19 protein-coding genes are annotated in these 18,674 nt (G+C 64.8%); 17 read left to right on the forward strand and 2 right to left on the reverse strand.

All coding sequences use genetic code 11. From position 1 onward, the window contains the following. The first annotated feature begins 4 nt into the window (after positions 1 to 4). From C2134_RS00145 to C2134_RS00200, 12 genes are all read left to right on the forward strand, one after another. Entirely contained in the window at positions 5 to 481 is a 477-nt protein-coding gene (locus tag C2134_RS00145; protein ID WP_103316519.1) for a prepilin-type N-terminal cleavage/methylation domain-containing protein, read from the forward strand. After that, on the forward strand, positions 478 to 858 hold the full coding sequence (gspI, locus tag C2134_RS00150; protein ID WP_043621872.1) for a type II secretion system minor pseudopilin GspI: 381 nt from the start codon (positions 478 to 480) through the stop codon (positions 856 to 858). Before C2134_RS00145 ends, gspI begins: the two co-directional genes overlap by 4 nt. Next, positions 855 to 1,433: a type II secretion system protein GspJ gene (locus C2134_RS00155; RefSeq protein WP_103316521.1), complete on the forward strand. Its 579-nt coding sequence runs from the start codon at positions 855 to 857 to the stop codon at positions 1,431 to 1,433. Before gspI ends, C2134_RS00155 begins: the two co-directional genes overlap by 4 nt. 17 nt (positions 1,434 to 1,450) lie before the next feature. Continuing rightward, complete coding sequence (gspK, locus tag C2134_RS00160) at positions 1,451 to 2,422, forward strand: type II secretion system minor pseudopilin GspK (RefSeq protein WP_158248646.1); 972 nt, start codon at positions 1,451 to 1,453, stop codon at positions 2,420 to 2,422. Next, a complete protein-coding gene (gene gspL, locus C2134_RS00165; RefSeq protein ID WP_158248647.1) occupies positions 2,379 to 3,569 on the forward strand; it encodes a type II secretion system protein GspL in 1,191 nt (396 codons plus the stop codon). The genes gspK and gspL overlap by 44 nt, the downstream gene beginning before the upstream one ends. A gap of 2 nt (positions 3,570 to 3,571) precedes the next feature. Next, positions 3,572 to 4,078 carry a type II secretion system protein M gene (locus tag C2134_RS00170; RefSeq protein WP_103316527.1) on the forward strand — a complete coding sequence of 169 codons (507 nt, stop codon included), beginning with the start codon at positions 3,572 to 3,574 and terminating at the stop codon, positions 4,076 to 4,078. Further along, positions 4,075 to 4,824: a type II secretion system protein N gene (locus C2134_RS00175; protein WP_103316529.1), complete on the forward strand. Its 750-nt coding sequence runs from the start codon at positions 4,075 to 4,077 to the stop codon at positions 4,822 to 4,824. The genes C2134_RS00170 and C2134_RS00175 overlap by 4 nt, the downstream gene beginning before the upstream one ends. A gap of 203 nt (positions 4,825 to 5,027) precedes the next feature. Continuing rightward, complete coding sequence (gene carA / locus C2134_RS00180) at positions 5,028 to 6,155, forward strand: glutamine-hydrolyzing carbamoyl-phosphate synthase small subunit (RefSeq protein WP_103316531.1); 1,128 nt, start codon at positions 5,028 to 5,030, stop codon at positions 6,153 to 6,155. A 15-nt stretch (positions 6,156 to 6,170) separates the two neighbouring features. Further along, on the forward strand, positions 6,171 to 6,821 hold the full coding sequence (leuE, locus tag C2134_RS00185; RefSeq protein ID WP_103316533.1) for a leucine efflux protein LeuE: 651 nt from the start codon (positions 6,171 to 6,173) through the stop codon (positions 6,819 to 6,821). Between the two features lie 73 nt (positions 6,822 to 6,894). After that, on the forward strand, positions 6,895 to 10,104 hold the full coding sequence (gene carB / locus C2134_RS00190; protein ID WP_103316535.1) for a carbamoyl-phosphate synthase large subunit: 3,210 nt from the start codon (positions 6,895 to 6,897) through the stop codon (positions 10,102 to 10,104). A gap of 142 nt (positions 10,105 to 10,246) precedes the next feature. Beyond that, positions 10,247 to 10,723, forward strand: coding sequence for a transcription elongation factor GreA (gene greA, locus C2134_RS00195; RefSeq protein ID WP_043621847.1), 477 nt, complete (start codon positions 10,247 to 10,249; stop codon positions 10,721 to 10,723). Between the two features lie 71 nt (positions 10,724 to 10,794). After that, the gene (locus C2134_RS00200) at positions 10,795 to 11,223 is read left to right on the forward strand and encodes a DUF4149 domain-containing protein (protein WP_043621845.1); all 429 of its coding nucleotides are present in this window, start codon (positions 10,795 to 10,797) and stop codon (positions 11,221 to 11,223) included. Positions 11,224 to 11,314: 91 nt separating this feature from the next. Here C2134_RS00200 and yhbY read toward each other — a convergent pair whose 3' ends face one another. Next, positions 11,315 to 11,635: a ribosome assembly RNA-binding protein YhbY gene (gene yhbY / locus C2134_RS00205; protein WP_043621842.1), complete on the reverse strand. Its 321-nt coding sequence runs from the start codon at positions 11,633 to 11,635 to the stop codon at positions 11,315 to 11,317. Between the two features lie 153 nt (positions 11,636 to 11,788). On the opposite strand from yhbY, the gene rlmE reads away from it, so the two are divergent. From rlmE to glmM, 4 genes are all read left to right on the forward strand, one after another. After that, positions 11,789 to 12,406: a 23S rRNA (uridine(2552)-2'-O)-methyltransferase RlmE gene (gene rlmE / locus C2134_RS00210; protein WP_103316537.1), complete on the forward strand. Its 618-nt coding sequence runs from the start codon at positions 11,789 to 11,791 to the stop codon at positions 12,404 to 12,406. An 84-nt stretch (positions 12,407 to 12,490) separates the two neighbouring features. Beyond that, the gene (gene ftsH, locus C2134_RS00215) at positions 12,491 to 14,413 is read left to right on the forward strand and encodes an ATP-dependent zinc metalloprotease FtsH (RefSeq protein ID WP_103316540.1); all 1,923 of its coding nucleotides are present in this window, start codon (positions 12,491 to 12,493) and stop codon (positions 14,411 to 14,413) included. A gap of 152 nt (positions 14,414 to 14,565) precedes the next feature. After that, positions 14,566 to 15,348, forward strand: a complete 783-nt coding sequence (gene folP, locus C2134_RS00220; protein WP_103316584.1) for a dihydropteroate synthase — start codon at positions 14,566 to 14,568, stop codon at positions 15,346 to 15,348. A 99-nt stretch (positions 15,349 to 15,447) separates the two neighbouring features. Next, positions 15,448 to 16,785 (forward strand): phosphoglucosamine mutase, encoded by a 1,338-nt coding sequence (gene glmM / locus C2134_RS00225; protein ID WP_103316542.1) that lies wholly within the window; start codon positions 15,448 to 15,450, stop codon positions 16,783 to 16,785. A 68-nt stretch (positions 16,786 to 16,853) separates the two neighbouring features. Here glmM and alr read toward each other — a convergent pair whose 3' ends face one another. Beyond that, positions 16,854 to 17,927, reverse strand: coding sequence for an alanine racemase (gene alr / locus C2134_RS00230; RefSeq protein ID WP_103316544.1), 1,074 nt, complete (start codon positions 17,925 to 17,927; stop codon positions 16,854 to 16,856). 111 nt (positions 17,928 to 18,038) lie between these two features. Between alr and C2134_RS00235 the strand changes: the two genes are divergently transcribed. After that, positions 18,039 to 18,656: a DedA family protein gene (locus C2134_RS00235; protein ID WP_103316547.1), complete on the forward strand. Its 618-nt coding sequence runs from the start codon at positions 18,039 to 18,041 to the stop codon at positions 18,654 to 18,656. Positions 18,657 to 18,674: the final 18 nt, after the last annotated feature.

The following is an 18,674-nucleotide window of genomic DNA, read 5'->3' on the forward strand; positions in this document are numbered from 1 at the left end:
GGACTTGAGCCTGGCGGCGCGCGCGCGCGGCTTCACGCTGATCGAGGTGATGGTGGTGATGCTGATCATCGGCGTCCTTGCCACCACCGTGACGTTGAGCCTGAGGCCGGACACCCATCGTCTGTTGAGCGACGAGGGCTATCGCTTCGCGCGCGTGCTGGAGCAGGCCGGCGACGCCGCAGAGATGGGCGACATGCTGGCGTTGAGCTGGAATGGCAAAGGTTATGTGTTCAGCCGGCAGGACGATGATGGCAATTGGAGCCCCGTCGGCGATGAGCTGCTGGCCCCCCACGCGTGGCCGGACGGCATCGCCGGCGGCGGCCTGTTGCTGGATGGCCATCCGTGGCCGGCCGACAAGCCGCTGCTGTTGTGGCAGAACGGCCGAGCCGTGGCCCTGGCGCTGCAGCTGGACGGCGCGGGCCGCAAGCTGACGGTGCTGCAATCGCCGCTGGGGCGGGTGACCGTGACGGACGGCTCATGAAGCGGCAGGCCGGTTTCACCTTGTTTGAAGTGCTGGTTGCCTTGGCCATCATCGCGGTGGCGCTCGGCGCGTTGCTGCGCGCCACCGGCCTGGCGGCCGACAACGCCGAAGGCATGGAGCGGCGGATGCAGGCCAACTGGGAGGCGCAGAACCAGATCGCCGCCATGCAGGCGCTGCGCCAGTTTCCCGAGCCGGGCCAGCAAGCTGGCGAAAGCAAGTCAGATGGCGTGGAGTGGCGCTGGGAGCGAGAGGTGACCACCACGCCGAATCCGAATTTCCGCAAGGTGGTGGTGCGCATTCTGGCGCCGGGGGCCGGCCGCTATGTGCTGGCCGAGATCACCGGCTATCTCAGGCAGCAGCCGGGAGGCGGTGGTTGAGCGCGCGCAAGCAGGGCGGCATGACGCTGCTGGAAATCCTGGTGGCGATGAGCCTGTTGGCCATCCTGTCGGTGATGGGATACAAGGCCTTCGGCTCCTTGCTGATCGCCCGCGAGCGGCTGATGCAGACCGGCCAGCAGTGGGTGGATGCCGCGCGGGCCTTCCGCCGGCTGGAGAGCGACCTGACGGGCCTGCAGCCGCAGGCCAGCCAGGCCGATCCCATGCAAGGCCAGGCGTTGGGCGCCAGCACGCTGACCTTGCAGCAGGATGGCAATGGCCAGACGCTGGCGTTGGAGTCGGTGTCTTCCCGCTACGCCAGCGGAAAGGAGCGGGTGATCTACCATGCGGGGGCGGGCGGACTGTCGTGGTCGGCCGGCGATGCCGGCGGCGGCCAGCCGGTGGTCTATCCGCTATTGGGCGCGGAGATGAAGGTGAGCTGGCGGGTGCTGCTGAACGATGGCAGCTGGCAGGATGCCTGGCCCAGCGGCGGCCAGGGCCTGTCCGCGCGCGGGCTGGAGATGCGCATCGCGATGCCGGGCGCGCGCCAGGTGCATAGATTATGGGTGTTGCCATGAGGCGGCGGCAGTCCGGCATGGCCGTGATCATGGCGCTGCTGATCGTGGCGTTGGCCACCACGGCGGCCAGCCTGGTGCTGTGGCAGCAGGGCTTGTGGTGGCATCAGCTGGAAAACGACAAGAGCCGCGCCCAGCTGCGGCTGGTGGCCGAGGCGGGCCTGGGCTGGGCGATGGAAATCCTGCGCTTCAACAATGTCAGCGGCAACGGCGTGGTGGCGTTGTCCCAGCTTTGGGCGCAGCCCCTGCCGCAGACCGAGGCGCAGGGCGTGAAGGTCAGCGGCGCGCTGACCGATTTGCAGGGGCGCTTCAATATCAACTCGCTGGTCAATGACGGTGGGCAGGTGGATAAGGATCAGCTGATGTTCTACCGCGACCTGCTGAAGACGCTGGGTTTGCCCAGCACCTTGTCCGAGCCCTTGCTGCGCAAGCTGCGCGGCATGTCGGACAGCGAGGATCCGATGGCCCAGACCGATCAAAACTCGGCGCCGCGGCCCAGCCATCCGCTGGCGCGGGTGGAGATGCTGCGCTGGCTGCCGGGCTATACGCCAGAGGTGATGGACAAGCTGTTGCCGCACATTGCCGCCTTGCCGCCGATGGCGACGACGATCAACGTCAATACCGCCACCGACAAGGTGCTGAAGACGCTGATGCCGGGCATAGGCGACGGCAATCTGATGGTGATGATGAAGCAGCGGCAGACCGTTTACTACCGCGACAAGGCCGATTTTCTGGCCCGGCCGCCGGGCAATATGGTCAAGAGCAACTTTAGCAACATGATAGGCGCCGCCTCCAATTATTTTCTGCTCGACAGCCGCTCCAGCTATGGCAAGGCCAAGCTGCGGATGCGGGCGATGATTTACAGCAACCTCAATGTCGTCCGGCTGGTGTGGCGACAGGATGGCAATGACGACCGCGCCCTGGCGGCGCGGTCTGGTGGAGAAATCAATGACGACGCTGCGACTCTATCTGCGGGCCGGCTGGCCCGATAGCGAGCCGGGCCTGCCGTGGGCCTTGCTGGGCGCGCGCGGCGATCTGGCCGCGCAGGGCGACAGCGCGCCCGGAGGATGGCCCAAGGCCGACCATTGCGAACTGGTGCTGCCTGCCGGCCGCACGCTGTTCAGCGAGGTGAAACTGCCGGATGCGGTGAAGCAGCCGACGCCGGCGGTGATCGGCTTCGCGCTGGAAGAGGGCCTGGGCAATGACCCGGCGGCCAATCTGTACGCGCTGGGCGACGCGGCGGCCGACGGCCGGCGCGCGGTGGCGGTGACCGAGGCGGCGGCAGTGCGCCGCGCCGTGGCCATGTTGAAAAGCCTGGGCCGGCTGTGCGATCGCATCGTGCCGGAGGAATGCCTGCTGGCGCCGCCGCCGGCTGGCGGCTGGAGCGTGACTCGGCTGGCCGACCGCTGGCTGGTGCGCGCCGCTTCGCCTTTCGCCGCCAGCTTGCCGCGCGGCGGCGCGGCGCTGGAACAGGCGCTGTTCAGTTCGCTGCTGACCGCTGCCGTGCCGGCGCGCTTGCAGCTGAGCGGCGTGGACAGCGCGGACGAGCTGTTGTCGCGCCTGCCGGGATGGCAGGGCGAAACCGCGCGCGGCGAGGCTTACGATTGGCGCAGCGGCCGCCGTCATGGCCACTTCGACTTCGCCCAAGGCGAATTGGCCGCCAACCGGCGTTGGCGCGACTGGGCGCCGTCGCTGAAACGGGCGGGCTGGCTGCTGGGCGGCCTGCTCGCGGCGCAGCTGGCGCTGACGCTGAGCCAGTCCGCCTGGTATGCCTGGCAGAAGTACAGCCTGTCGCAGCAGATCAAGAGCGCCGCCACGCCGTGGATAGGCGGCCAGGCCTTGCCGGGCAGCAGCGCCTTGCCCATGCTGCGCGCGGTGGACAAGCTCAGGCTGAGCCATGGCTTGCCGGCGCGCGACGATATGGTGGAACTGATGGGCGCGCTGGCGGCGGTGGCCGGGCGCGACCTGCAGGTGCGCCAAATGGAATATGAGGCCGGCCGCCTGAAGCTGCAGGTTGCGGAGGTGCCGGCGGAAAGCCTGGCGCGCTGGCGCAAGCTGCTGGCGGCGCGGCAGATCATGCTGGATGCGACGAGCAGCCAGCCCGGCAGCAAGCAACTGGTGGTGGCGCGGGAGCCGTGACGATGAAAGCGTACAAGCAACAGTTTCTCGATTACTGGCAGCAGCGCACCGTGCGCGAGCAGCGGCTGCTGGCGGCCATGGCGGCGGTGCTGGGCGCGGCTTTCCTGTACCTGGGAGTATGGGAGCCGGCCAATGCCTCGCTGCAGCGCAACCGCGCGGCGGTGGCGCGCTTGCAGGCGGAGCAGGGCATGGTGCAGGCGCTGGCGGACGAAGCGGCCAAATTGAAGCGCCAGCCGGCGCAGGCTCCGCTGCCGGCCAAGGAGCTGATGCCGCTGCTGCAGCAAACGGCCAAGAGCCAGGGCTTGCCGGGCGGCATCCAGTTCAATCCCGAAGGCGATTCCGGCGTCAGCATGGAAGGCGTGATGGGGTTTGACGATTGGGTGCGCTTCGCCGGCGTATTGTCGGCGCAGCAGCAGGTGCGCGTGCTGAACGTCAAGGTGGAGGCGCAGCCGGTGCCGGGGCAGGTGAAGATCAAGGCGCTGCTGGCGCATGCGGGGGCGGAAGCATGAGGCGCAAGATAGGGAAGGGCTTGGCCCTGGCGCTGCTGTTCCTGGCGGGCGCGCTGTCGGCATTGCCGGCCAGCTGGCTGTCGTGGCCGGTGGCCAGGCTCAGTGATCGGCACTGGGATGTCAACGAGGCCAAGGGCACGCTGTGGAACGGCAGCGCGCAGCTGGTGTATCTGGGACCATCAGGCGAAGTGCAGACGATGAGTCCGCTGGCTTGGCAATGGCTGCCGCGCGCGCTGCTATCCGGCCTGCTGGTGTGGCATGTGGACAGCGCCGGCCAGCCAGGGCTGGTGCAGCTGGGATTCGGCAAGCAGGAGGCGAGAGGGTTGGCCGTCTCCTTGCCGGTGGCGGCGCTGGCCAATCTGTCCAAGACCTGGCAGGCGGCGCGGCTGGGCGGCGAGCTGCAATTGAACATTCCGCAGCTGGCTCGCCAGGGCAAGACAATCAGCGGCAACGCGCAAGTGCTATGGCGCGGCGCGTCTACCCCGCTGACGACGGCGCTGCCGTTCGGCAGCTATCAGCTGGACCTGTCCGGCACGCCGCAAGGGCTGAGCCTGAACCTGTCCACGCTGGAGGGCCCGCTGATGCTGAACGGCCAGGGCAGCTGGCCGGCCAACGGCGCTTTCAATATGGCCGGCACGGCGGATAGCCCGCCGGACAAGTACGACGCGCTGAAGCCCTTGATGCTGATGCTGGGGCAGCCGTCGGGGCCGACCAGCGTCAGTTGGCAATCCAAGACCGGCATGTAAGGATTTTTCAGCAAAACAGGCTGGATGGTATTGTGCAGTCGCAAAATGCGCGGTACTATAGAAAGGTTTAACCAAACGGGACAGGCGCAGGCGCCGAGTCCCGTTATTCACATAAGAATTTTGAAAATCCCAGGGTGTGAAACCAGAAACCGGCGCAGCCGGTTTTTGTGTAAGCGCCCAGGCAAAGCAACAGGAGCCAGCCAGTGTCAAACCTCCCCGCAATCCTTGTCTTGGCTGACGGCACGCTTTTCAAAGGTAGTGCTATCGGTGCCACCGGCCATACGGTGGGCGAGGTGGTATTCAATACCGCCATCACCGGTTACCAGGAGATCCTGACGGATCCCTCCTATACCAGGCAGATCGTCACTCTCACTTATCCCCACATTGGCAATGTCGGCGCGAATTCGGAAGACACCGAATCCCGCGCCGTTTTTGCATCCGGGCTGATCATCCGCGATCTGCCGCTGCTGCACAGCAACTTCCGCGCCGAAGATTCGCTGTCCGATTACCTGAAAAAGCACAATGTCGTCGCCATCGCCGACATCGACACCCGCAAGCTGACCCGCATCCTGCGCGAGAAGGGCGCCCAGGCCGGCTGCATCATGGCCGGCGACATCGACGAGGCCAAAGCCCTGGAGTTGGCGCGCGGCTTCGGCTCCATGGCCGGCCAGGACTTGGCCAAGGTGGTCAGCTGCCAGAAACCGTACGCCTGGACCGAGAAGGAATGGAAGCTGGGCGCGGGCTACCAGGTGCAGTCGTCCACCCGCTACCACGTGGTGGCCTATGACTTCGGCGTCAAGCACAACATTCTGCGCATGCTGGCCGAACGCGGCTGCCAGCTGACCATCGTGCCGGCCCAAACGCCGGCGGCCGATGTGCTGGCGATGAATCCGCATGGCGTGTTCCTGTCCAACGGCCCCGGCGACCCGGAGCCGTGCGACTACGCCATTTCCGCCATCCGCGAGATTCTGGAAACCAAGCTGCCGGTGTTCGGCATCTGCCTCGGCCACCAGCTCTTGGGCCTGGCCACCGGCGCCAACACCTCCAAGATGAAGTTCGGCCACCACGGCGCCAATCATCCGGTGCAGGACCTGGACAGCGGCCGCGTGATGATCACCAGCCAGAACCACGGCTTCCAGGTGGACGAAACCAGCCTGCCAGCCAATGTCCGCGTCACCCACCGTTCGCTGTTCGACGGCACGGTGCAGGGCATCGCGCTGACCGACCGCCCGGCCTTCTCCTTCCAGGGCCACCCGGAAGCCAGCCCGGGACCGGAGGACGTGGCTTATCTGTTCGACCGTTTCATCGACGCGATGGCCGCGCGGCAGTAAGGGCGGAGTCGAATCATGTTGGGCATTACCGACCTTACCACCTACCTGATCGGCACGCTGATCGTCATCCTGTTGCCGGGGCCGAACGCCATGTATGTGCTGTCGGTGGCGGCGCAGCGCGGCAAGCGCGCCGGTTTCGCCGCGGCGGGCGGCGTGGTCAGCGGCGACTTCATCCTGATGACGCTGGCGGCCACCGGCGCGGCCGGTCTGCTGCAGGCCAATCCGGCGCTGTTCGCGGTGGTCAAGTACATAGGCGGCGGCTATCTGGCCTGGCTGGGCATCAATATGCTGAAGTCCGGCCTCTTGGCCTGGCGCCGCGCGCGTCGCGGCGAAGAGTCCGCCTCGGCCGCGTCGCCGTTGTCCGGCGGCCACCCTTACCGCAAGGCGCTGCTGATCAGCCTGATGAACCCGAAGGCCATCCTGTTCTTCGTATCGTTCTTCGTGCAGTTCGTCGATCCGGCCTATCCGCACCCGGCGCTGACCTTCGCCGCGCTGGGCGCCATCGTGCAGTGCTGCAGCATCGCCAATCTGTCCATGCTGATCCTGCTGGGCAACAAGCTGGCCGCGGCCTTCCGCCGCCGCCGCAAGCTGACGGCGGCGCTCGGCGGCTCGGTGGGAGCCATCTTCGTCGGATTCGGCGCCAAGCTGGCGGCGGCCAGCCTGTAAGGTCAATAGTGAACATGCCGCGTCGCCGTGTGCGGCGCGGCCGGAAAATACAAGTCATCAAAGAGTAGAAGCCATGCCAAAGCGTACCGACATCAAAAGCATTCTGATCATTGGCGCCGGCCCGATCGTCATCGGCCAGGCCTGCGAGTTCGACTACTCCGGCGCCCAGGCCTGCAAGGCGCTGCGCGAGGAGGGTTACAAGGTCATCCTGGTGAACTCCAACCCGGCCACCATCATGACAGACCCGGACATGGCCGACGTCACCTACATCGAGCCCATTAGCTGGCCGGTGGTGGAAAAGATCATCGCCAAGGAGCGTCCGGACGCCATTCTGCCGACCATGGGCGGCCAGACCGCGCTGAACTGCGCGCTGGACCTGGCCAAGCACGGTGTCCTCGAAAAATATAAAGTGGAGCTGATCGGCGCCACCGAAGACGCCATCGACAAGGCCGAGGACCGCGGCCGCTTCAAGGAAGCCATGGCCAAGATCGGCCTGTCCTGCCCGCTGTCCTTCGTCTGCCACACCATGGAAGAGTCGCTGGAGGCGCAGGCCAAGGTGGGCTTCCCCACGCTGATCCGTCCGTCCTTCACCATGGGCGGCTCCGGCGGCGGCATCGCCTACAACAAGGAAGAGTTCGTCGCCATTTGCGAGCGCGGCTTCGAAGCGTCCCCCACCCACGAGCTGCTGATCGAACAGTCGGTGCTGGGCTGGAAAGAGTATGAGATGGAAGTCGTTCGCGACAAGAACGACAACTGCATCATCATCTGCTCCATCGAAAACTTCGACCCGATGGGCGTGCACACCGGCGACTCCATCACCGTGGCCCCGGCGCAAACGCTGACCGACAAGGAATACCAGATCATGCGCAACGCCTCGCTGGCGGTGCTGCGCGAGATCGGCGTCGATACCGGCGGCTCCAATGTGCAGTTCGCCACCAATCCGGCCACCGGCGAGATGATCGTCATCGAGATGAACCCGCGGGTCAGCCGTTCCTCGGCGCTGGCGTCCAAGGCCACCGGCTTCCCGATCGCCAAGATCGCCGCCAAGCTGGCCGTCGGCTTCACGCTGGACGAACTGAAGAACGACATCACCGGCGGCGCCACCCCGGCTTCGTTCGAGCCGTCCATCGACTACGTGGTCACCAAGATTCCGCGTTTCGCCTTTGAAAAATTCCCGCAGGCCGACGACCGCCTGACCACGCAGATGAAGTCGGTGGGCGAGGTGATGGCCATGGGCCGCACGCTGCAGGAATCGATGCAAAAAGCCCTGCGCGGCCTGGAGACCGGCCTGTCCGGCTTCGACTCGGTCACCACCGACGAAGCCGCCATCCGCCACGAGCTGGGCGCGCCGGGACCGGAACGCATCCTGTACGTGGCCGACGCCTTCCGCATCGGCATGAGCCGCGACGACATCCACGCCGTCAGCAAGATCGACCCGTGGTTCCTGGCCCAGATCGAAGACATCGTCGGCGAGGAACAGGCGCTGTCTGGCCGCAAGGTTGAGGACATGGACTACGCCGAGCTGCGCCGCCTGAAGCGCAAGGGGTTCTCCGACCGCCGCCTGGGCGAACTCTTGGGAACCGACCAGGCCGCCGTGCGCGCCAAGCGCTGGGCGCTGGGCCTGCACCCGGTGTACAAGCGCGTCGACACCTGCGCCGCCGAGTTCGCCACCAACACCGCTTACATGTACTCCACCTATGAGGAAGAGTGCGAATCCAAGCCGTCGGACCGCAAGAAGGTGATGGTGCTGGGCGGCGGGCCGAACCGCATCGGCCAGGGCATCGAGTTCGACTACTGCTGCGTGCACGCCGCGCTGAGCCTGCGCGAATCCGGCTTCGAGACCATCATGGTCAACTGCAACCCGGAAACCGTGTCCACTGACTACGACACCTCGGACCGCCTGTATTTCGAGCCGCTGACGCTGGAAGACGTGCTGGAAATCTGCCGCATCGAGAAACCGTTCGGCGTGATCGTCCAGTACGGCGGCCAGACCCCGCTGAAGCTGGCGCGCGCGCTGGAGGCCAACGGCGTGCCCATCATCGGCACCTCGCCGGACATGATCGACGCCGCCGAAGACCGCGAGCGCTTCCAGAAACTGCTGAACGAGCTGGGCCTGAAGCAGCCGCCGAACCGCACCGCCCGCGCGCCGGCTGAGGCGATGAAGCTGGCCGAGGAAATCGGCTATCCGCTGGTGGTGCGCCCGTCCTATGTGCTGGGCGGCCGCGCCATGGAAATCGTGCACGAGCCGGCCGATCTGGAGCGCTATATGCGCGAAGCGGTGAAGGTGTCGAACGACAGTCCGGTGCTGCTGGACCGCTTCCTCAACGATGCCATCGAAGTGGACGTGGATTGCGTGTCCGACGGCCAGAACGTGGTGATCGGCGGCATCATGCAGCACGTGGAGCAAGCCGGCGTCCACTCCGGCGACTCGGCCTGCTCGCTGCCGCCGTACAGCCTGTTCCCGGCGCTGCAGGACGAGATCCGCCGCCAGACCGAGGCCATGGCGCGCGCGCTGAACGTGGTGGGCCTGATGAACGTGCAGTTCGCCATCCAGGGCGACACCATCTACGTGCTGGAAGTGAACCCGCGCGCCTCGCGCACCGTGCCTTTCGTCTCAAAGGTGACCTCGGCGCCGCTGGCCAAGATCGCCGCCCGCGCCATGGCTGGCATCAGCCTGACCGAGCAGGGCTTCACCAAGGAGGTGATCCCGCCGTTCTACGCGGTGAAGGAAGCCGTGTTCCCCTTCATCAAGTTCCCGGGCGTCGATACCATCCTGGGGCCGGAAATGAAGTCCACCGGCGAGGTGATGGGCGTCGGCAAAACCTTCGCCGAAGCCTACGTCAAGGCGCAGCTGGGCGCCGGCGACCGCTTGCCCAAGACCGGCAAGGTGTTCCTGTCGGTGCGCGACGGCGACAAGAACGGCGCGGTGGATGTGGCGCGCGAGCTGCAGCGTCTGGGCTTCGGCATCTGCTGCACCCGCGGCACCGCCAAGCATCTGACCGAGGCCGGCCTGATCGTGCAGGTGGTCAACAAGGTGAACGAAGGCCGCCCGCACATCGTGGACATGATCAAGAACGGCGAAATCGATCTGGTGATCAACACGGTGGACGAGAAGCGCACCGCGATCCAGGACAGCCATTCGATCCGCCGCTCCGCCCTGCAGGCGCGCGTGCCGCAGTACACCACGCTGTCCGCCGCCAAGGCGGTGTGCGTGGGCATGAAGCATGCCGAGGCCTTCGATGTGTACAGCGTGCAGCAATTGCACGCGCAGATCGCGGGTTGAGGGGAGCAGTCCATCGGTAGGCTTTGATGCGGAGGCGATTTGCCGTTACAATTCCGCTCAAACCCGCTTGTGCAAGCCGCCGTCCTGTACGGCGGCTTGTGCTTTTGATAAAGGCGGACAACCGCCTGTGGAGAATACTGTAATGACCAAAGTCCCGTTGACTGTACGCGGCGCCGAGCTTCTGAAGGAAGAACTGCAACGCCTGAAGAGCGTGGAGCGTCCGGCGGTGATCGAGGCGATCGCCGAGGCCCGTTCTCATGGCGACCTGTCGGAAAACGCCGAATACGACGCGGCCAAAGAACGTCAGGCCTTTGTCGAAGGCCGCATCGCCGAGCTGGAAGCCAAGCTGTCCAACGCCGTGATCATCAATCCGGCCGAGCTGGACGCCGATGGCCGCGTGGTGTTCGGCGCCACCGTCGAACTGATGGATCTGGAAACCGAAGAGAACGTGACCTACCAGATCGTCGGCGACGACGAAGCCGACATCAAAGTCAGCAAGGTATCGGTGAACTCGCCGATCTCGCGCGCCCTGATCGGCAAGGAAGCCGGCGACGTGGCTGAAGTCGTGGCCCCGGGCGGCATCCGCGAGTACGAAGTGCTCGACGTCAAGTACATCTGACCTGAATCCGAACCGCGCGCGACGCCTGATCGCGCGTTTTTCATGAGCGGCTTTCTGTTGCTGGGGGAAAAATGGACGGCTTGCGTGCTTTCGCCAAAACTTTCTGGATTGGCGGTTTGTGGGTAATCGGCCTGATCGTGGCGCCGGTGCTGTTCAAAACGCTGGACGCGGTGACCGCCGGCATGGTGGCCGGGCGTCTGTTCGCCGTCATCGCCTGGGTTGGGCTGGTGTGCGGCGTGTTCCTGATGGTGGACCTGGTATGGCGCAACGGCGTGTCCGGCTTGAAGCAGGGCGCGTTCTGGCTCATCGTCGGCATGCTGGCGTGCACGCTGATCAACCAGTTTGGCGTGGCGCCGATCATTGTTACGCTGAAGCAACAGATGAACCATGCGGCCGAGGGCCTGTTCGGCGGCGGCTTCGCCACCTGGCATGCCATTTCCAGCCTGATCTACCTGGTGCAGAGCCTGCTCGGCCTGGCTTTTATCTGGCGCAGCGAGTAAGCGCCGCGCGCCCGGATGGCCGGCGCTGTGCCGCGCAGGCAACAAAAAAGCGGTGGCTGGGCCACCGCTTTTTGTTTACCGGCAAACGGACTCAGTCCTTCATCGCCTGCTTGTTTTTCGGCAGCGGGATGCGCTGCTTGTCGCTGGGGCGCCACAGCACCAACAGCTTGCCGATATGCTGAACCGGGGCGCAGCCCAACTCGTCGCAGATCTGCTCGAACATGGCGACGCGGGCTTCGCGATCGTCGCCGAGCACGCGAACCTTGATCAGTTCGTGGGCGTCCAGATTGATGGCGATTTCGCGCACTACGGACTCGGTCAGGCCGTTGTTGCCGATCATTACCACCGGGTCGATGCCGTGCGCCAGACCTTGCAGGTACTTGCGCTGAAACGGCTTGATTTCAATTTTCATGGAAATACGGAATTCAAAGCAAAACGCGATTCTACTAGAATTTGCCCCTCCGCCCCAAATTTGGGCCTGAATTAACCGAAAAACAACAGGATAGCGTCGTGCGCCGCGGGTCCATCGGCTATCCTGAGCATTGAGACCACAGAAAGCGCCGAGATGGCAAGAAGCAAGAGCAGCAACAGCTGGCTGCAGGAACACGTCAACGACCAATATGTGCAAATGGCGCAGAAAGATGGCTATCGCGCCCGCGCCGCCTACAAGCTCTTGGAGATCAACGACAAGGACAAACTGATCCGCCCCGGCACCGTGCTGGCGGATCTGGGCTCCACGCCGGGCAGCTGGTCGCAGGTGGCGGCGCGCATCGTCGGCGACAAGGGCAAGGTGTTCGCGCTCGATATCCTGCCGATGGACCCGGTGCCCGGCGTCGATTTCATCCAGGGCGACTTCCGCGAAGAAGCGGTTTTGCGCGAGTTCGAGCAATTATTGGGCGGCCGCGCGCTGGATCTTGTAATTTCCGACATGGCACCCAATATGTCAGGCATGAGCGCCATCGATCAGGCCCGTAGTTTCCTCCTGTGCGAGCTGGCGCTGGATTTTGCGCGCGATCATTTGAAACCCGGCGGCCACTTTCTCGTCAAAGTGTTCCAGGGCAGCGATTTTCAGGATTACCTCAAAGCCATGCGCGAGCTGTTCGGCGAGGTGGTCACCCGCAAACCCAAGGCGTCGCGCGATCGTTCCAGCGAAATCTATCTGCTGGGCAAGCATCGCCGCTGACACGAATGGGCGCGGAGCGTACAATCGTAGCCATTTAACGTACAAGCAACCAATAAAGTCAGGGCACAGAGGAGTCCGCTACTCGTGAACAATATCGGCAAAAACATCGCCATCTGGGTGATCATCGGCTTGGTGCTGATGACGGTGTTCAATCAGTTCAGCAAGCGCCAGGACACCCAGAACCAGCTCGAATACTCGCAGTTTGTCAGCGATGTCGAGTCCGGCAAGGTGCAGTCCCTGACCATAGAGGGTCATCCGCTGCGCGGCCAGTGGCTGAAAGGCAAGCTGACCGACGGCACCGCCTTCTCCACTTACGCTCCGTACGATCCACAACTGGTGGACGACCTGATCAAGAACAATGTGCGCTTCTCCGCCAAGCCGGAGGAGGAGCCGTCCATGCTGATGAGCATCTTCATCAGCTGGTTCCCGATGCTGCTGTTGATCGGCGTGTGGGTGTTCTTCATGCGCCAGATGCAAGGCGGCGGCAAGGGCGGCGCGTTCTCCTTCGGCAAGAGCAAGGCGCGCATGCTGGACCAGGACGCGAACACCGTGATGTTCGCCGACGTGGCCGGCTGCGACGAAGCCAAGGAAGAAGTGAAGGAAATCGTCGATTACCTGCGCGATCCTTCCCGCTACCAGAGCCTGGGCGGCCGCATTCCGCGCGGCATCCTGCTGGCCGGTTCGCCGGGCACGGGTAAAACCCTGCTGGCCAAGGCCATCGCCGGCGAAGCGAAGGTGCCGTTCTTCAGCATCTCCGGCTCCGACTTCGTCGAAATGTTCGTCGGCGTCGGCGCGGCGCGCGTGCGCGACATGTTCGAGCAGGCCAAGAAGAACTCGCCGTGCATCATCTTCATCGACGAAATCGACGCGGTCGGCCGCCAGCGCGGCGCCGGTCTCGGCGGCGGCAACGATGAGCGCGAACAGACGCTGAACCAGCTTTTGGTGGAAATGGACGGCTTCGACACCAACTCCACGGTGATCGTCATCGCCGCCACCAACCGTCCGGACGTGCTGGACCCGGCGCTGCAACGCCCGGGCCGCTTCGACCGCCAAGTGGTGGTGCCGCTGCCGGACATCCGCGGCCGCGAACAGATCCTGAACGTGCACATGCGCAAGGTGCCGATCGCCGCCGACGTCAACGCCGAAGTGATCGCCCGCGGCACGCCGGGCTTCTCCGGCGCCGACCTGGCCAACCTGATCAACGAGGCCGCCCTGTTCGCCGCCCGCCGCAACAAGCGTCTGGTGGACATGGAAGACCTGGAGTCCGCCAAGGACAAGATCATGATGGGCGCCGAGCGCCGCAGCATGGTGATGACCGAGGAGGAGAAGCGCAATACCGCTTACCACGAGTCCGGCCACGCCGTCGTCGCCAAGCTGCTGCCGAAGTCCGACCCGGTGCACAAGGTCACCATCATCCCGCGCGGCCGCGCGCTGGGCGTGACCATGCAGCTGCCGGAGCAGGACCGCTTCGCCTATGACCGCGGCTACCTGATGGACCGTTTGGCCATTCTGTTCGGCGGCCGCATCGCCGAAGAGCTGTTCATGAACCAGATGACCACCGGCGCTTCCAACGACTTCGAGCGCGCCACGCAAATGGCCCGCGACATGGTTACCCGCTACGGCATGAGCGACAAGCTGGGTCCGATGGTGTACGGCGAGAACGAGGGCGAGGTCTTCCTCGGCCGCTCCATCACCACCCACAAGAACCTGTCGGAAGCCACGCTGCAGCAGGTCGATCAGGAAATCCGCCGCATCATCGACGAGCAATACTCGCTGGCGCGTCGTCTGCTGGAAGAAAACCGCGACAAGGTGGAGGCCATGACCGCGGCGTTGCTGGAGTATGAAACCATAGACGCCGAGCAGATCAACGACATCATGGCCGGCAAGCCGCCGCGTCCGCCCAAGCCGGGTTCCGGTTTCGCCGCCAAGCCGGCGGAAACCAAGCCGGCCGAGCCAACCGAACCGGCGGCCTCGTCGGCGACGTCCGATCCGGCTCAGGAAGTCTGATCCTGCAACCGTCTCCAACCGGGCAAGCCTTAACGGGCTTGCCCGGTTTTGCATTACTGCCCGCTGTTTTGTCAGAGTATCTGGAACGCGAGATTAAGTTGAAAACCTTGTTGTGCGGGCGTTTCACGCTCGATCTGTCCCGTCCGCTGGTGATGGGCATACTCAATGTCACGCCGGATTCGTTCTCAGACGGCGGCCGTTTCAACCGCCTGGAAGACGCCTTGCGGCGCGCAGAGGCGATGCTGGCCGAAGGCGCGGATATTCTGGACATCGGCGGCGAATCGACGCGTCCTGGCGCGCCTTTCGTCAGCCCGCAAGAAGAAATGTCGCGCGTGCTGCCGGTGCTGGAGAAACTGCGCGATCTCGGCACGCCCTTGTCGCTGGACACCCGTCGTGCCGAAGTGATGCACGAGGCGCTGGCTCTTGACGCAGTGGACCTGATCAATGATGTGTCGGCGCTGGAGGACGAGGGCGCGCTGCAGGTGGCGGCGCAAAGCCAGGCTGCCATTTGCCTGATGCACAAGCAGGGCAATCCGGACACCATGCAGGACAAGCCGGCGTATCAGGACGTGGTGGCCGAAGTGGCCGATTACCTGCAGCGCCGGGTGGCGCTGTGCCTGCAGGCCGGCGTCGCGCGCGAGCGCTTGCTGGTGGACCCGGGCTTTGGCTTCGGCAAGACGCTGGCGCACAATCTGGCCCTGCTCCGGCGGCTGGACGAGATCGAACGCATCGCCGGCGTGCCGCAATTGGTGGGGCTGTCGCGCAAGTCCATGCTGGGCGCGATCACTGGCGAGGCCGAGCCGGCGGAACGCCTGGGCGCCAGCGTGGCGGCCGCGCTGGAGTCGGCGCGGCGCGGCGCGGCGGTGATCCGCGTGCACGACGTCAAGGCGACGCGCCAGGCCTTGCAGCTATGGCAGGCGCTGCAGGAATCTTGATTTGAAACTGGTTTTCCCTACCGGGATAATGGCAAAATGCCGGACTGATAGATCCCAAGACCGTTGTGTCCGGTATTCAACCGAAAAGAGATGAATGTAATGAGTCGCAAATATTTCGGCACCGATGGCGTGCGCGGCGAGGTCGGCAAGTTTCCGATCAATCCCGAATTCGTGATGAAACTCGGTTATGCCGCCGGCCGCGTGCTGGTCGATCATGACAAGGACAGCCGTCCCACCGTGCTGATCGGCAAAGACACCCGCATCTCCGGCTATATGCTGGAAGCCGCCTTGCAGGCTGGCTTCACCGCCGCAGGCGTGAATGTCTTGTTGACCGGCCCGCTGCCGACGCCGGGCATTGCCTACCTGACCCGCGCGCTGCGGCTGGAGGCCGGCGTGGTGATTTCGGCGTCGCACAATCCCTTCCACGATAACGGCATCAAGTTCTTCGCCGAGGGCGGCAACAAGCTGGACGACGCGCTGGAGCTGGAAATCGAGGCGATGCTGGATCAGCCGATGGCCACCAACGCCTCGCTGGAGCTGGGCCGCGCCCGCCGCATTGAAGGCGCCGCCGACCGTTACATCGAATTCTGCAAGAGCACCTTCCCCAACGAGATGAGCCTGAAAGGGCTGAAGCTGGTAGTCGATTGCGCGAACGGCGCCACCTACCACATCGCGCCCAAGGTGTTCCATGAGCTCGGCGCCGAGTTGGTGGAGATCGGTTGCGAGCCCAACGGCTACAACATCAACGAGCGCGTCGGCGCGACTTATCCCAAGACGCTGCAGATGGCGGTTCTGGAGCACCAGGCCGACTTCGGCGTCGCGCTGGACGGCGATGGCGACCGCCTGATCATGGTGGACGCGGCTGGCCGCGTCTATGACGGCGACCAGCTGATCTACGTGATCGCCAAGGCCCGCGCGGCCTGCGGCGCGCTGAAGGGCGGCGTCGTCGGCACGGTGATGACCAATATGGCGATGGAACTGGCGCTGCAGAAGCAAGGCGTGCCGTTCGGCCGCGCCAAGGTGGGCGACCGCTATGTGCTGGAAATGCTGCATGCCGACGGCTGGCAGGTCGGCGGCGAGGCCTCCGGCCACATCCTGTGCCTGGACAAGCACAGCACCGGCGACGGCATCATCTCCAGCCTGCAGGTGTTGGCCGCGGTGCAGCAACTGGGCATGAGCCTGGCCGAGATCTGCGCCGACTGGCAGCCCTTCCCGCAGACGCTGATCAATGTGCGCCATAACGGTTGCGACTGGAAGGCCGCCGCCGCCGCGCCGCTGGCTGAAGCCGAGGCCGCGCTGCATGGCCGCGGCCGCGTCGTCTTGCGTCCGTCCGGCACCGAGCCGGTGGTGCGCGTGATGGTGGAGGCCGACGACAAGACCCTGGCCGACACTTGGGCCAGCGCCATCGCCAAGGCGATCGAGGCGGTCGTGGTCTGATCGTTGTTCGTCTCATCAAAAAAAATGCCAAGCTGTGGAGCTTGGCATTTTTTTGATCTTGCGCCGGTTCAATCCTTCAACAGCCGAGGCACCCGCGGCATGACCGCGCTCATCAGCTCGTAGCTGATGGTGCCGGCGCAGGCGGCCACTTTTTCAATCGGCACCTGAGGGCCCCACAGTTCGACGCGGCTGCCGATGCCGGCTTGCGGCAGGCGGCTCAGGTCGACTGCCAGCATGTCCATCGATACCCGGCCGACGGTGGCGCTGGCCTGGCCATCCACGGCCACAGGCGTGCCGTTGGCGGCGATGCGCGGGTAGCCGTCGGCGTAGCCGCAGGCGGCGATACCGATGCGCATGGGGCGGTCGGCGATGAAGCGTCGGCCATAGCCGACGGCATCGCCGGCTTGCAGCTGCTGCACGCCTATGATGTCGGCGGACAACGTCATCGCCGGCTTCAGGCCAAGCTCGGCGCCGGTGGCGTCCTCGAACGGCGAGGCGCCGTACAGCACGATGCCGGGACGGCCGATGTCGCCGTGGGTGTGCGGATGGCGCAGCAGGGCGGCCGAGTTGGCGGCGCTGACCGGCAGGCCGCTCTGCGCGGCGACGGGCGCGAAGTTGGCCCATTGCTCGGCCACGCCGTAATCGTCGTCGGCCGTGGCGAAGTGGGTCATGATCGCCGAGGGGCGGACCATGGGCAGGGCGCGCAAGCTCGCCAGCGCGTCGTGGGCCTGTTGCGGACGGAAACCCAGCCGATTCATGCCGCTGTTGACCTTCAGCCACGCCTCGACCGGGCGTTCGGCGGAACCTTTGGCCAGCCAGGCTATCTGTTCTTGTGAATGGACGGCGCCGCCGATGCGGTAGCCGCCCATTGCCGCGGCTTCGGCCGCGTCGAACGGACCTTCCAGCAATACGATGGGCTTATCGATGCCGGCGTCGCGCAAGCGCGCCGCGTCTTCGAGATTGAGCAGGGCAAAACCGTCGGCCAGGTCGGCCAACGTCTTTGCTGTGTCCAATACACCATGGCCGTAGGCGTCGGCCTTGATCACGGCGAACAGGTGGCGGGCTTGGGCATGCTGGCGGGTAAACAGAAAATTGTGGCGAATGGCCGAGAGGGAGATTTCCAGCCGGATAGGACGAGTCATGTCAAGAAAGCGTGAAGGGGAGGTGTGCTATTATACACCCCCGTGCTTGGACTTTAGCCGACCTGCCGCCGCCATGTCGCCCTGACTTGATCGCCGACAGACGGAATAACGATGGATACTCTGCAGATACTTTTAGACTTCTTCACCGGCTACGGATATGTCGCCGTGTTCGCGGTGCTGCTGGTTTGCGGGTTTGGCGTGCCGATTCCGGAAGACATCACCCTGGTTGCCGGCGGCGTGATTTCCGGCCTGGGTTACACCAATGTGCACTATATGTTTGTGGTCGGCATGGCCGGCGTGCTGGTCGGCGACGGCTGCATGTTCATGGCCGGCCGCATCTTTGGGCAAAAAGTGCTGCGCTTCAAACCCATCGCCCGCATCCTGACGCAGGAGCGCTTCGAGGCGGTGCAGGAAAAATTCGAGAAATACGGCAACTGGGTGTTGTTTGTCGCCCGCTTCCTGCCGGGGCTGCGTTCCCCCATCTTCATCACGGCCGGCATGACCCGCCGCGTGCCTTATTGGCGCTTCCTGTTGATGGATGGCTTCGCCGCGCTGATTTCGGTGCCGGTATGGGTCTATCTGGGCTACTACGGCGCGGCCAACCGCGATTGGCTGATGATGATGGTGCATAGAGGCCAGGCCGGCATCCTGAGCGTAGTCGCCTTGCTGCTGCTGGGAGTGGGCTTCGTGTGGTACCGCCGCCGCCGCATGGCTTGCGTCAAAAAGTAAGCACATCTTCGCGCCAAA

The organism is Chromobacterium sinusclupearum (assembly GCF_002902845.1).
Taxonomy (GTDB): Bacteria; Pseudomonadota; Gammaproteobacteria; order Burkholderiales; family Chromobacteriaceae; genus Chromobacterium; species Chromobacterium sinusclupearum.

Coding starts and splice junctions, on each gene's coding strand:
- leuE (WP_103316533.1), top strand. CDS start 6,171: ATGTTGGGCATTACCGACCTTACCACCTACCTGATCGGCACGCTGATC.
- C2134_RS00170 (WP_103316527.1), top strand. CDS start 3,572: ATGAAAGCGTACAAGCAACAGTTTCTCGATTACTGGCAGCAGCGCACC.
- C2134_RS00235 (WP_103316547.1), top strand. CDS start 18,039: ATGGATACTCTGCAGATACTTTTAGACTTCTTCACCGGCTACGGATAT.
- C2134_RS00200 (WP_043621845.1), top strand. CDS start 10,795: ATGGACGGCTTGCGTGCTTTCGCCAAAACTTTCTGGATTGGCGGTTTG.
- greA (WP_043621847.1), top strand. CDS start 10,247: ATGACCAAAGTCCCGTTGACTGTACGCGGCGCCGAGCTTCTGAAGGAA.
- gspL (WP_158248647.1), top strand. CDS start 2,379: ATGACGACGCTGCGACTCTATCTGCGGGCCGGCTGGCCCGATAGCGAG.
- folP (WP_103316584.1), top strand. CDS start 14,566: ATGGGCATACTCAATGTCACGCCGGATTCGTTCTCAGACGGCGGCCGT.
- yhbY (WP_043621842.1), bottom strand. CDS start 11,635: ATGAAAATTGAAATCAAGCCGTTTCAGCGCAAGTACCTGCAAGGTCTG.
- alr (WP_103316544.1), bottom strand. CDS start 17,927: ATGACTCGTCCTATCCGGCTGGAAATCTCCCTCTCGGCCATTCGCCAC.
- glmM (WP_103316542.1), top strand. CDS start 15,448: ATGAGTCGCAAATATTTCGGCACCGATGGCGTGCGCGGCGAGGTCGGC.
- gspI (WP_043621872.1), top strand. CDS start 478: ATGAAGCGGCAGGCCGGTTTCACCTTGTTTGAAGTGCTGGTTGCCTTG.
- rlmE (WP_103316537.1), top strand. CDS start 11,789: ATGGCAAGAAGCAAGAGCAGCAACAGCTGGCTGCAGGAACACGTCAAC.
- carB (WP_103316535.1), top strand. CDS start 6,895: ATGCCAAAGCGTACCGACATCAAAAGCATTCTGATCATTGGCGCCGGC.
- C2134_RS00175 (WP_103316529.1), top strand. CDS start 4,075: ATGAGGCGCAAGATAGGGAAGGGCTTGGCCCTGGCGCTGCTGTTCCTG.
- gspK (WP_158248646.1), top strand. CDS start 1,451: ATGGCCGTGATCATGGCGCTGCTGATCGTGGCGTTGGCCACCACGGCG.